This window comes from Treponema sp. UBA3813 (genome assembly GCA_002368605.1).
In the GTDB taxonomy this organism is placed as follows: domain Bacteria; phylum Spirochaetota; class Spirochaetia; order Treponematales; family Treponemataceae; genus Treponema_D.
Map to the genome: position 1 here is coordinate 97,059 of DFEB01000031.1, position 12,603 is coordinate 109,661.

General features: G+C 44.1%; 17 protein-coding genes. 12 read left to right on the plus strand and 5 right to left on the minus strand.

What is annotated here, in order from left to right; translation table 11 throughout:
* Window positions 1-20 precede the first annotated feature (20 nt).
* The gene (locus B2089_RS05185) at window positions 21-752 is read left to right on the plus strand and encodes a class I SAM-dependent methyltransferase (protein WP_296321341.1); all 732 of its coding nucleotides are present in this window, start codon (window positions 21-23) and stop codon (window positions 750-752) included.
* A gap of 21 nt (window positions 753-773) precedes the next feature.
* Here the strand turns inward: B2089_RS05185 and B2089_RS05190 are convergent, their stop codons facing one another.
* The 4 genes from B2089_RS05190 to B2089_RS05205 are packed head-to-tail and all read right to left on the minus strand — an operon-like array spanning window position 774 to window position 3,715.
* Complete coding sequence (locus B2089_RS05190) at window positions 774-1,706, minus strand: PSP1 domain-containing protein (RefSeq protein ID WP_296321344.1); 933 nt, start codon at window positions 1,704-1,706, stop codon at window positions 774-776.
* A gap of 12 nt (window positions 1,707-1,718) precedes the next feature.
* Window positions 1,719-2,270 carry a DUF327 family protein gene (locus tag B2089_RS05195; RefSeq protein ID WP_296321347.1) on the minus strand — a complete coding sequence of 184 codons (552 nt, stop codon included), beginning with the start codon at window positions 2,268-2,270 and terminating at the stop codon, window positions 1,719-1,721.
* The gene (locus B2089_RS05200) at window positions 2,270-2,689 is read right to left on the minus strand and encodes a bactofilin family protein (protein WP_296321350.1); all 420 of its coding nucleotides are present in this window, start codon (window positions 2,687-2,689) and stop codon (window positions 2,270-2,272) included. The genes B2089_RS05195 and B2089_RS05200 overlap by 1 nt, the downstream gene beginning before the upstream one ends.
* A 3-nt stretch (window positions 2,690-2,692) precedes the next feature.
* Window positions 2,693-3,715 carry a M23 family metallopeptidase gene (locus B2089_RS05205; protein WP_296321353.1) on the minus strand — a complete coding sequence of 341 codons (1,023 nt, stop codon included), beginning with the start codon at window positions 3,713-3,715 and terminating at the stop codon, window positions 2,693-2,695.
* Window positions 3,716-3,957: 242 nt separating this feature from the next.
* On the opposite strand from B2089_RS05205, the gene B2089_RS05210 reads away from it, so the two are divergent.
* The 9 genes from B2089_RS05210 (at window position 3,958) to B2089_RS05250 (ending at window position 11,687) form a co-directional block, all read left to right on the plus strand.
* Entirely contained in the window at window positions 3,958-4,743 is a 786-nt protein-coding gene (locus B2089_RS05210) for a TatD family hydrolase (RefSeq protein WP_296321356.1), read from the plus strand.
* 1 nt (window position 4,744) lies between these two features.
* The gene (gene dusB / locus B2089_RS05215; RefSeq protein WP_296321359.1) at window positions 4,745-5,761 is read left to right on the plus strand and encodes a tRNA dihydrouridine synthase DusB; all 1,017 of its coding nucleotides are present in this window, start codon (window positions 4,745-4,747) and stop codon (window positions 5,759-5,761) included.
* A 39-nt stretch (window positions 5,762-5,800) separates the two neighbouring features.
* Window positions 5,801-9,820 carry a phosphoribosylformylglycinamidine synthase gene (locus B2089_RS05220; protein ID WP_296686247.1) on the plus strand — a complete coding sequence of 1,340 codons (4,020 nt, stop codon included), beginning with the start codon at window positions 5,801-5,803 and terminating at the stop codon, window positions 9,818-9,820.
* Window positions 9,821-10,048: 228 nt separating this feature from the next.
* Window positions 10,049-10,336 carry a DUF7724 family protein gene (locus B2089_RS05225; protein ID WP_296324961.1) on the plus strand — a complete coding sequence of 96 codons (288 nt, stop codon included), beginning with the start codon at window positions 10,049-10,051 and terminating at the stop codon, window positions 10,334-10,336.
* Window positions 10,329-10,550 carry a DUF7723 family protein gene (locus B2089_RS05230; protein ID WP_296324958.1) on the plus strand — a complete coding sequence of 74 codons (222 nt, stop codon included), beginning with the start codon at window positions 10,329-10,331 and terminating at the stop codon, window positions 10,548-10,550. The genes B2089_RS05225 and B2089_RS05230 overlap by 8 nt, the downstream gene beginning before the upstream one ends.
* Window positions 10,551-10,832 (plus strand): DUF4160 domain-containing protein, encoded by a 282-nt coding sequence (locus B2089_RS05235; RefSeq protein ID WP_296324955.1) that lies wholly within the window; start codon window positions 10,551-10,553, stop codon window positions 10,830-10,832.
* 79 nt (window positions 10,833-10,911) lie between these two features.
* Window positions 10,912-11,184: a DUF7724 family protein gene (locus B2089_RS05240; protein ID WP_296324952.1), complete on the plus strand. Its 273-nt coding sequence runs from the start codon at window positions 10,912-10,914 to the stop codon at window positions 11,182-11,184.
* Window positions 11,177-11,416 (plus strand): DUF7723 family protein, encoded by a 240-nt coding sequence (locus B2089_RS05245; protein WP_296324950.1) that lies wholly within the window; start codon window positions 11,177-11,179, stop codon window positions 11,414-11,416. Before B2089_RS05240 ends, B2089_RS05245 begins: the two co-directional genes overlap by 8 nt.
* Window positions 11,409-11,687, plus strand: a complete 279-nt coding sequence (locus B2089_RS05250; RefSeq protein ID WP_296324947.1) for a DUF4160 domain-containing protein — start codon at window positions 11,409-11,411, stop codon at window positions 11,685-11,687. The genes B2089_RS05245 and B2089_RS05250 overlap by 8 nt, the downstream gene beginning before the upstream one ends.
* Here the strand turns inward: B2089_RS05250 and B2089_RS05255 are convergent, their stop codons facing one another.
* Window positions 11,688-12,026 carry a helix-turn-helix domain-containing protein gene (locus tag B2089_RS05255; RefSeq protein ID WP_296324944.1) on the minus strand — a complete coding sequence of 113 codons (339 nt, stop codon included), beginning with the start codon at window positions 12,024-12,026 and terminating at the stop codon, window positions 11,688-11,690.
* A gap of 129 nt (window positions 12,027-12,155) precedes the next feature.
* Between B2089_RS05255 and B2089_RS05260 the strand changes: the two genes are divergently transcribed.
* Both B2089_RS05260 and B2089_RS05265 read left to right on the plus strand, forming a co-directional pair.
* Window positions 12,156-12,326: a hypothetical protein gene (locus B2089_RS05260; RefSeq protein ID WP_296686252.1), complete on the plus strand. Its 171-nt coding sequence runs from the start codon at window positions 12,156-12,158 to the stop codon at window positions 12,324-12,326.
* A gap of 9 nt (window positions 12,327-12,335) precedes the next feature.
* The coding region (locus B2089_RS05265) for a hypothetical protein (RefSeq protein ID WP_296686254.1) at window positions 12,336-12,603 on the plus strand (268 nt) is incomplete at its 3' end.

Below are 12,603 nucleotides of genomic sequence, written 5' to 3' on the forward strand. Positions count from 1 at the left end.
TTCACCCTTATCATTTAAGTATGGAATTTCTTGAAAACATCGCTGAATACTACGATGAGCTTTATCCGGCAAGCGATGAGCTAAAAAAGTTTTACAAAGAAGAAACAAAACTGTTTGACACACCAGTCAAATACCTTAGCATTGGTTGCGGCTCAGGCACTTTTGAGCATTTTCTTTCAAGAGAAGGCGCTGATGTCACTGGACTTGAGACAGTTTCTTCACTTCTCGAATCAGCTAACCGCAAACGGCGTACCCAACTCATGGCATTGCGCTTTTTTCAGATGTCAAGTCTCGAAATGTGCAGATTTTTGGGAAAATCTTTTTACAATATCATCTCAATTCCTAACGACCGAATTATTTTCACCCACGACAAAACTCTAATGGCAAAACTTTTTTATGATTGCAAGCAACTTCTTGCCCAAAACGGCAAATTAATTATCAGACTTCCAAATTTTGATAGATTTAATGCAGAGCCAACGGCAAAACTCCCGGTTCGCGAGAGCATCCGCGTTCGCCTGTTCTCAAAGGTTCAGACTACGCCCGAAGGCAAAAAACTACTCTTTCAGGAACTTGAGACAGGAAACGGCAAGCGGCTTGTAGTTACTCACGATGCCGAAATTCTTCCGCTCACTAAAAATCAGATAGAAAGATACGCAAAGGAAGTCGGATTCAGTAAATTTGATTTCTACGGTGACTTAAATCACGGAGAATTTAACGCCAGATCCAACGAATTAATCGTAGTGATTTCATAATTTCACATTATTCATTATGCATTAATTAATCCGCCATTTTCCGTTATCTTTGATGAATCTGCTCGCAGGGATTTCAAGCAATCTTCCGTCTTCGCTCAACATTCGCACGAGTTGCTTAATTGGATTCACATCGATGATTCTGAAATCGGAGCCATCGTAGCGGATATGCAGGCCTTCGCTGGGAAGTTTTTTGCGTGCCTCGGCGTACCAGTTGTACTCATAGCTCAAACAACAGAGCAATCGACCGCATTGGCCGGAAATTTTTGTTGAATTGAGAGAAAGATTCTGCTCTTTTGCCATTTTGATTGAGACTGGCGGCAATTTATCGCGGATTGAGTGGCAGCAATAGGGGCGTCCGCAAACACCCAAGCCTCCGGTGATTCGGCTCTCGTCACGCACGCCAATCTGACGCAATTCGATTCGCATTTTAAAGACGCTGACCAAATCTTTGACAAGTTCACGGAAATCAACGCGGTTTTCACTGGAGAAGAAAAAGAGGGCCTTTGACTCTTCAAGAAGGAAATGTACGGCCACAAGTTTCATATCAAGTCCATGCTCAGTAACCTTTTCTTTGAAGATTTTAAAAGCCTCGTCTTCACGGTCGGCAAGCTCTTCGAATTTCTTCAAATCTTCTTCGTTTGCCTTGCGCTCAACTTTGACGATATCACTCGGTTTTAAGCCAACTGGATTTTTTGTGCGACCGAGAACAAGGGCCATGTCCTTTCCGTAGCGAGTCTGAATGATAACATGCTCACCTTTTTTGAGTTCTTCCTTTTCGGAGGTGACATACACTCCTTCGCTGGAATATTCCAGCCGGGTAAGATAAAGGACTTTTGGGTAAACGAAATGCTCGTCAGACCCCTCGGATTCCTCGTAACTCTTAAAATCCGCATCCTCAAGTTTTGTGATGTCCTCTTCGCTTTCGCTTATATCCTGTTCAAAAATGTCACTCATTTTTGCTGTCTCCTATTCCGCCATCAGGTCGATTATCATTCCTTGAATTTCTTCTACTTTTGCCAAAAGATTCAGATTCGCTCCGTGAAGAATCAACATTTCACTCGCCAGTTGGTTCAACTTTTGGTCGATAACCTGAATCTGGTACATCGGCTTGATAACCCGCCCGCTCCTCAATTTTTTCTGTTCGCGGGTCGTTATGAAATTATAATTGATTTTCACAATATATTTCATAAATTGACTGACTTTTTTTCGATATTTTTCCATTGCTTCTAGATTTTGCTGGTTTTTTAGCTGGTCTCCTGCCAAATCCATTGCATCTTTAAGAAAAACAATCGCTTCTTCCTGAGTCATGTCTGCAAGCTCGACGGGAAGTCCTTCTGAAAGAAGCTGAGCCGTCTCTTGATGTTTACTCAGGCTGTTTGCAAAAGCCGATTTTTCTTTTTTGGTTGTTTCCTGAGCTTTTTTGGCTTGACTCGCAACTTGCTGTGATGCCGCTTGCGTTGCCGCGAAATACAGTGACTGGGAGTTGAGTTGCGTGTTCACCGATTGGATTTCAGCCATTATATTGCCTTATTTGCCGCCCGACTGCGAATGCTCTGCATGTTTGAGAATTGCTCCGCGGCTTCGGTAAATTCGTCTTCTTTTTTAAGCGCGATACAATGACCGTGGAAAATAACATTTTCCTGAATTTCAAGATTTTTTGTTGAAATATTTCCGATGACCGCAGATGAAGAAAGCAATTTGATTCCATTGGGCGCATAAATGTCGCCGAGAACAATGCCTCCAAGAACGACAGACTGTGCCGTTACATTTCCGTTGATGCGAGCTTCGCTTCCAATATCGACATGACCAGTAGACTCAAGGTTGCCGTCGATGTCACCCTCCACACGGATAAAACCGTCTGCGTGCACATCACCCGAAATAGCCGAGCCTAAACCGATAATCGTTCTGACTGAAATGTCGTCCGTTAAAAATGCCATATTTTATTTTGCGAGCTTGATGTTTACATATTTTGCAGGGTCTACTACATCAGAACCAATGTGGACTTCGTAATGAAGGTGGGGACCGGTGGAAATACCAGTGCTTCCGATGTAGCCGATGATATCTCTCTGTGAAACAAACTGACCTTTTTTTACCCTCGTTGATGCCATGTGACAGTAACGAGTGTAGATTCCGTGCTTGTGCTTGATGATGACATAGTTGCCGAAACCTGAATCATAAGCGACCGTTACGACTTGGCCATTTGCAGTGGCGACGATTGGATCCCCGCTTCGCCATGTTGAAATGTCGAGACCTTTATGAATGTACCAGTTGCCTGTAATCGGGTGAGTCGTTTGACCGAAAGGCTGAGAAACATGTCCTATGCCTCCACGAACCGGCCAAATATTCGGGATGTCTGCGAAAAGGGTTTCCTGACTTTCAAGCATTTTTCCAAGCTGTTCAATCGGCTGGATAGTGCTTTCCAAATATGAAGAAAGCTGGCGCATGTCAGAAGCCTCTTTTGTAGAACCTGCGACTGTGTCCTGAGTGTCAAACAAAGAATTTAAGTCGCTGTCTGACATTGCTGCCTTTGCGACTGAAGAAGACTGGTTGATTCCCAAAAGTGAAAGGGTTTGAGAGAGAGATGAGCGGAATCGTTTTGCAGTTTGAAGAACATTGTTATTTTCGTCACGCAGTTCATCGAAACTGGCCAGCAATTCCCGGTTTTCCTTCATGGAGCGGGAAAGTTCCTCTCGGATTCCCAAATCTTGCTTTTTGAAATATACAAATGATGAGACGATTCCCACGATGAGGACGATACCGAAAGCAAGCGCGAAAACATTTGTGCGGAAATTGATGACCTTGCCTTGAGAATGCGGGACAATCATAATTGTGAGCTTTGAGTCGCAAACGCGGAAAACGCGAACAAAAAATTTTCCAATGCAAGCGCAAAGCCGCTGTAAGCCATGAAGAAGGGATGAGACTACATTCTTTTCAATCTTTTTATAATGTCTAGTTCGTGCCAATGAATTTTGCTCCACTTTTTAGGCTTAAAATTTATTTTTTGGTAATTCCTAAAAATATACCATATTGTTTTTGTTTCTGTCAAATCTCTGCCTTTGGACATTCTAATTTGACAGTTGAGACTTTCTCTGTTATTCTATCGGTATAATAAAAAAAGAGTTTAGCAAAAGTCCTAGCTCTAAAACAGTGAGTCTTCGTTCTTTGCGGAGATTCTTCATCATCATATCTATTTTGGAAGAAAGCCATGCAGTTTTTTGATACTCACGCCCATATCGGGCTCATTTATGAGGACCCGATTGAACAGTTGCGCGTTATTCAGCAAGCCAAACAAGCTGGAGTCACTCGCATTGTAAGCATAAATAACAGTCTCCACGACTTCAAAAAAGTCTATCCAAACATCAAGTCTATGCCTGGCGTATATCACGCTATCGGTGTTGCTCCAGTCGAAGTCACAAATCCTGGCAAAAATTGGATTCAGACTATTGAAGAAGGCCTCAAACTCCCGAATGTCATTGCTGTCGGCGAATGCGGACTAGATTACTACAAGCAGTTCGGCGACAAACGAATGCAGACCGAGCTTTTTATAACTCAACTTGAAATCGCAAAAAAATACGACAAGCCGGTCATTATTCACAGCCGCGATGCAGGAAAAGACATGTTCGATATTCTAAAAGAACGAATCCCGCCGGCTGGAGCAATTTTGCATTGCTATGGAGAAGATGCCGCCTACGCAAAAAAATGTCTTGAAGCAGGACTCAATGTTTATTTCTCATTTGCTGGAAATCTCACATATAGAAATGCGCATAACTTGCACGAAACGGTTTTGAACATTCCTCATGATCGAATCTTAATCGAAACCGAAAGTCCTTTCATGGTTCCTGCTGAATTCCGTGAGCGAAAACGAGCAATGCCGGCATATTTGCCTTCAACAGCGCGATTCTTGTCAGAAATGCTCGAAATCGACTTGGAAGAACTGAGCAAAATCCTCTGGACAAACAGCTGCAAGATTTTCCGTCTTCCGGAAGCATAAAATGTCCCTCTATCACCCAGTAAAAATCGGCTCACTTTCTCTTGATGGGAATTTGTTTCTCGCACCTGTTGCGGGATATTCTGACCGCGCCTTTCGCTCCATTTGTGCGGAATGCGGGGCGGATTTTGCCTACACGGAGATGGTGAGTTCCGAAGCCCTCACGCGGAATAACGAAAAGACCGAGCTTCTCATGGCCCGCGCCCCCAACGAAAAGGCCTATGCCGTTCAGATTTTCGGCGGAAACCCGGAGACGATGGCTAATGCCGCACGAATCGTCCTTGAAAAAACGACGGCTGAGTGCATAGACATAAACGGCGGCTGTCCTGTTCCTAAAATCATCAAGTCAAATGCAGGAAGCGCCCTCACACGCGACCCTGAGCATCTTTTTAAAATCGTAAGCGCCGTGGTTCGGGCGGTAGATGGGCGAGTTCCTGTCACAGTAAAATTCCGCTTGGGCTGGGATGCAGAGCATATCACCTGGAAGGAATGTGCCGAGGCCGCAATTAAGGCTGGAGCGGCGGCAATCACCATGCACGGAAGAACAAGAGCGCAAGGCTACGAGGGAAAGTCCGACTGGGCTGCCCTTGCCGAGCTTGTCAAATTCGTTGGCGAAAAAACTTCCAGATCAGGGCAGAAAATTCCTGTTTTTGGAAGCGGAGACGCCTTCACTCCCGAAGACGCAAAGCGGATGCTTGAGGAAACTGGCGTTGATGCCGTAATGTTCGCCCGCGGTGCAATGGGAAATCCCTTCTTGTTTACGAAAACCAGGGAATTGCTAACAAAAGGCACGATTACGGAAATTCCGGTGGAAAAACGCATTCAGGCAGGCTTCCGGGAACTCAACTTACTTGTACAAGACCACGGAGAGCTTTCTGCCTGTAGGGAAGCCCGCAAAAGATTCTGCGCTTACTCAAAAGGCTTGGAAGGCGGAGCTGCTTTGCGGAAAGAAATCGTAAGTGCTGAAAGCGTAGGAGATTATAAAAAGATATTTTCCGAAAAAATCTCTCAATTTTTCTAATATCTTCCAAAAACATCTGCAAATCACTACAATAATAGAATGTTTCGTATTTATGTAGAGCGCAAGCCGGGCTTCCAGAGTGAAGCGGCCAGCATTTTGGGTGAAATCAATGGATTTTTGGGCATTTCTTCTGTGAAGGGAGTGCGTTATTTCAACCGCTATGACATCGAGAACACTTCTGAAGATGTCTCAAAAATGGCGGCTTTGCGAATCTTCTCTGAGCCTCAGAGCGATTCTGTCGTCTACACATCGCTTGAAACCGACCCTAGCGACACTGTAATCATTTGGGAATATTTGCCGGGCCAGTACGACCAGCGTGCGGACAGCGCCGAGCAGTGTCTTTCACTTCTTCGCGAGTCTATGAAAAATACGGCCACCGTCGGCACTGAGCCTCCCCGCGTCCGATGTGCCAAAATGGTCATTCTTTCTGGCAGCGTTTCTGCCGATGAAGTGGCACGAATCCAGAAATATCTTATCAATCCTGTCGATTCCCGCCTTGCAAAGGCTGAAATCCCTGAGACTCTCGAAATGAAAACCGAAGTTCCAGCCGACATTCCAACAGTCGAAGGATTCATTTCTTACAATAAAAAAGAGCTTGACGCTTACCGCGAGAAGATGGGCTTGGCCATGGATTTGGCCGACATAAAGTTCCTGCAGGATTACTTCAAGTCAATCAAGCGAGACCCCACCGAAACTGAAATCCGCGTTCTTGACACTTATTGGAGCGACCACTGCCGTCACACCACTTTCAACACTGTTCTTAAAGACATCAAAATCGAAAAAGGCCCTTACGCCAAACTTTTCAAGGAATCCCTCAAAAATTACGAGGCCATGCACACTGACATCTATGCGAAACGAAAGGACAAGCCTCTCACCCTCATGGATATGGCTACAATCGGTGGAAAATATCTCCGCAAGCACGGTATGCTTGATGACATGGAAGTAAGCGAGGAAAACAATGCCTGCTCTATTTTCATCGATGTTCACTACACTACTGACGAAAAGGGAAATCCTCTCCCGGAGGGCAAAGAAGAGACCGAACAGTGGCTCTTGCAGTTTAAAAACGAAACACACAATCATCCTACAGAAATCGAGCCTTTCGGCGGTGCGGCAACATGTATCGGCGGCGCAATCCGCGACCCTCTTTCAGGACGAAGCTGGGTTTATCAGTCAATGCGCGTAACTGGTGCTGCCGATCCAACAGTTCCTTTGAGCGAGACTTTGCACGGTAAACTCCCTCAGATGAAGATTTGCCGTGAGGCAGCTCAGGGATTCTCTTCTTACGGAAACCAGATTGGCTTGACCACAGGTCAGGTAACAGAAGTCTATCATCCGGGCTTCGTGGCAAAACGAATGGAATTGGGTGCTGTAATTGCAGCTTCTCCATACAAAACCGTTATGCGCGAGACTCCAGAAGAAGGTGACATCATCATCCTTCTTGGCGGTGGAACAGGACGAGACGGTATCGGTGGAGCTACAGGCTCATCAAAAGTTCACACAGAAAAATCAGTTACTACAGCGGCTGCCGAAGTTCAGAAGGGAAATGCCGTTGAGGAACGAAAAATTCAGCGTCTTTTCCGAAATCCTGAAGTAAGCCACATGATTCGCCGCTCAAATGACTTTGGTGCCGGCGGTGTTTCTGTAGCTGTGGGCGAGCTTGCCCCGGGACTGGACATCAATCTTGACGCCGTTCCAAAGAAATACGAAGGCTTGAACGGAACAGAGCTTGCAATTTCTGAATCACAGGAACGAATGGCTGTAGTTGTCCGCAAAGGCGATGTAGATAAATTCATCAAATACTGTAATGACGAGAACTTGAATGCTGTCGTTGTTGCGACCGTAACCGACAAAAACAAGCTCACAATGAAATGGCGGGGAAAGACAATCGTTGACATTGACCGCTCATTCCTGGATTCAGCGGGCGCAGTTCACACGGCAAAGGCTTCAATCGAATCTCCGACCGAACAGCACTCTTCTCCGCTCGTAAAACCGCTTGAAAGCGTGGCGAAAGTCTTGGGAAAGGCGGCGAGCGCGACTGGCGAAAGTGGCGGCGAGCAACCGACGGCAGAGCAAATGCGACAAGCGTTCATCGAAAATATCAGGGATTTGGCTTGCTGTTCTCAGCGCGGCTTGCAGGAGCGATTTGACGGCTCAATCGGCGCAAGCACGGTTCTCTTCCCCTTCGGCGGAAAATATCAGGGAACGCCGGAATGTGCTATGTCGGCGAAAATTCCAGTCATCTCACCCCGCGAGACTTCAACGGTCAGCCTGATGTCTTACGGTTACGACCCACGCGTTGCCCAATGGTCTCCATGGCACGGAGCTCAGACAGCAATCCTTTCTTCTCTGGCAAAAATCACCTGTATCGGCGGCAAGGCAACAACAAGCCGCATGAGCTATCAGGAATTCTTCGGTCGCGCGGTTGACGCTCACACTTGGGGCTACCCTGCGGCGGCACTTTTGGGTTCAGTTGATGCCCAGCGTGAAATGGGCTGTGCTTCAATCGGCGGAAAAGATTCAATGAGCGGAACTTTCGAGCATTTGAATGTTCCTCACACTCTGGTTTCATTCGCCGTTGCTCACGACGAGGCTAAAAATGTTCAGTCTGGCTCATTCAAAAAGAGCGGAAGCTACATTTATCTCGTTCAGGTTCCATATTCAAAAGAACTTGCCCCTGACTGGGAGGCTTTCAAAAAGAATTCCGATGCCCTTTACGAACTCAACAAGGCCGGTAAAATCAACGCTATGTATCCTGTAGGAGCGGGCGGAATTGCCGAAGCTGTCACAAAGATGGCATTCGGAAACAAAATCGGCGTTCAGCTGACCCAGATTCCGACATCTGCGACAATCATCGGCTTCCATCGCAACGCAAATGATACAATCGCCGACCTTTTCACTCCTCAATACGGCTCAATCATCGTTGAGACAGACGATGACAAGTTTGAAAACGGCGGATTCGTGAACACAACTGTAATCCGAATCGGAAACACACAGAAAGATCCGATTATCTCATTCGAGATGAAGGGCGTTGCTCCGCTTCCAAAAGCAGAAATCAAGCTTTCTGACCTTTACGAAGCATGGGAATCTAAACTTACAAAAGTATTCCCGCCAGTTTCTTCTGTTAAAAAAGAAGAAAATCTCCCGGATTGGGCAAAAGCAGAGCACGCATCTTTGGGCGAAGCACGGGCCAAGAAAGATACATTCACAGTAATCGATTCAAGCAAGGCAAAACCACGCGTAATCGTTCCTGTATTCCCTGGCACAAACTGTGAGTACGACATGGCACGAGCCTTCAACCTCGCGGGCGCTGACTCACACATCCTCGTCTTCAAGAACCGCACTCCAAAAGACCTGGAAGAATCTCTCGCGTCCTTCAAGGCCGAGATTGAAAAAGCACAGATTGTAGCATTCGCAGGTGGATTTAGTGCCGGTGACGAGCCGGACGGAAGCGGAAAGTTCATTGCAAACGTAATCCGCGAAAAACGAATCTCAGACGCAATCACTTCTCACCTTGAAAAGAAAAATCTGATTCTCGGTATCTGTAACGGCTTCCAGGCTTTGATTAAAACAGGCCTCGTTCCATACGGAAAAATCACTGAAGCCACCGCAGAGACGCCGACACTTACATTCAACGATATCCACCGCCACATTAGCCGTGTTGTATGGACTCGCATGGTAAGCGCCGCTTCTCCTTGGGCTTTGGACGAATCAGTTTTGGACACTCGCCCACACTACATCCCGGTAAGCCACGGTGAGGGAAAGATTTTCATCTCAGAAAAGCTGGCGCAGGAGCTCTTCGCAAACGGACAGGTCTACAGCCAGTACTGCGACGAAAACGGCCAGCCGACAATGCTTGAACCCGAGAACCCGAACGGCTCGGCATTCGCAATCGAAGGTCTCACAAGCCCGGACGGCCTCGTTCTCGGCAAGATGGGTCACTCAGAGCGCACGGTGGGCATCGGCGGCTACACAGAGGATTTGATCAAGAACATCGCCTGCAACAAGGAAGCAAGCAGCTGTCAGAACCTCTTTAGGGCTGGTGTGAGGTATTTTGCTTAAACTGAAAACTGAAAGTGGAAAGTTGAAAATTATGTAGGGGGAGACTTCCCCCTATCAGGAAAGAAATGTGCCACAAGGATGTGGCGAAAAGAAAGGCGAGTTTTTGAAAAAAACTCGTCCACTTTTTGCGAAGACACGAGGTCTGAGCATAAAAGTGACCTCGCTGTGAGTAATTTTACTTGCGGCGAGGTTTTTGCTTTTTCGCCACTGTTGTGCTATATTTATTTTATGAAGATACCAATGAATTCAGATTGTGCGAAACTTAGTAACGAAGGTTGTTATACAATTTTCTCATTCAGGGACTCGCGGCTGAAATTCATTGCTCCTTATTCTCTTGAACGATACGAGTCTGTTGTAAAATGGGATAACGGTTATCTTGTCGTTATGGCAAAATATTCTCATTTAAAAGAACCCGAAGAAGAATACATTGACTTGATTCCTGTGCTTGAAGATTTGTGTATTGAGCCTGAGAACTATTTAAAGCCGATAAAAAAAGTGGAGGTTTCTTATGCTTGACGTAAAAAAAATTTCGGACGAAGCAGATATGATTGTCTGTGGTTTTGCCTATAAAAAAAACGAGCAGGGGATCAAGATTTTTGACTTGAACAACTGTGAAGGTGTCGCTGTTATTTCTGACGACGGAACTTTAATCGAAACTAATATGGATGACATTGAACTTTCTATCGCAAAGAAACATCTTGCCATAAATGCAAAATATATGGAGGCTTAGATGCCGAAATATTTTTCTTTCAAAGTAGCGGGATATTATTTGTATTTCACTTCAAAATGTATCATCGAAGCGATGCATGTTCATGCCAGTGATTCAAGTCTTACAGAAAAGGGTGCCGCAAAATTTTTCGTAAAAGGAAATGGAGATTCTATTTTGCAAGAAAAAGGTCGCCTTAATGACCGCGAAGTGAATAAGATTCAGGCTTTTATTAAGGACAATTATCAGAGTATGTATGATAAATGGTCAGAATACAGCAAGATTGGATTTTATTTAGGAAACTGATAAATTAAACCTCGCTGTGAGTAACTTTACTTGCGGCGAGGTTTTTGCTTTTTCGCCACTGTTGTGCTATATTTATCTTATGAATCATACCGCAATCTTAAGCAGTTTTGATAAATACACAACTTTCTCATTCGGTGACAAAAAACTCACCTTCCGAACTTGCAATAATTTGGAGCGGTACACGAAAATCAATCTTTGGGATGCTGGTTATATTGAAGTCATGGCAAAATACAAGCACAACAAAGAGGAAATTGAAGAATACATTGACTTAATTCCAGTGCTTGAAGGTCTGTATATGGATAAAGAAAAATTCCTGGCACCGATAAAAGAGGTAAAAATCGAATATGTCTGAAAAAGAATTGGAAAAAATCGCTGATAACGCAAAAATTATAGTAAATGGATATGCTTTCTCAATAAGGGAAGACGGATTCATCAGTATTTTAAATCTTGAGCATCCAGACTGTGCGATTGTAATAAGCCATGATTTTGAAATCATCGAAACAAATATGGATGAAATAGAACAAGGTATTGTTATTGAGCTTGCTAAAAGGAACCTTCAATTTTTAGAGGAACATAATGCCTAAATATTTCAGAGATAAAATCGCCGACCATTATTTATACTTCACTGCAAAATGTATCGTCGAGGCAATGCATGTTCATGCAAGCGACAAAAAACTAACCGAAGCTGATTCTGCGAAGTTTTTTGTAAAGGCAGGTGGAACGGCAGTCTTGCAAAAACGCGGGGATTTGACAGATTCTCAAATCACTACAATAGAAAAATTCATCAAAGCGAACTATGTCGATATGTATAAGACTTGGAAAGATTTTGGTGGCGGAGAGTTTTACGGAAAGTAATTAGCCGCCTAATTTCTCAACTAAAAAATCCATGCAATTTTTTGCGTCTTGTGGAAGTTTTTCTATTTTATTTACAAAACTCCTGTATTTATGAAAAAGAATCATTTCTTGGGAAAGATTCTCGCCTGAGAATTCAGAATCTTTGCCTGTTGTTAAATATTCTACACTAACGCCAAGTACCTGAGCGATTTTTACGGCATTTCCAACAGTTGGTTCGTTTCCGTTTTTGGCAAGATATCCATCGAGAGTGCGTTTATTTATTCCTGTTTTTTGCGCAAGTTCCTTCGTCTGCAAATCCTGAAAATCAAGTTCGTTCCGCAAATTTTCTCTGAATCCCATTTTAAACATTATACGATTAAAACAGTAACCGATAATTTTTCTTGCTTGCATAATGTAATTTTTAGGTTTATAATACTAGTATAATCGTAAATAAATTCTTATCTTGCGATTATAAGGAGAATTTCAAAAATGGCTCGATTCCAAATCACTTTTCAAAAAGTCCAGAACGGTAAAATCGTCTCAACAGCAGGAACAAGCGTTGAGGCAAACTCAATCATGGAAGCAAAAAACAAATTCATGTCAAATCATTTACCTACAAACACTTATTCGTACAAGATTGTATCTTGCGTAAAGAAATAAGGATTAAAAATGTCAGAAAATTTTGATAAAACTGAAACTTTAGATTTAGACAAAGAATTGGAAGGACTTGAAAATCTGACTAACAAAATAGATGCGTTGTGTATCGAAATTCAAAACGACATGGAACTTCTTGAAATTGCCAAGAAAGAACAAGGAAAGTACGAGTCTTTAGAAAAACAACTCGCAAAGCATCCAGAAAACGAAGTTGAAATAAAGGCAGAGATGCTTGCAATTGAAAAGAAAGTCGATGGGCTTATGGCTCAGATAAAACCATTGG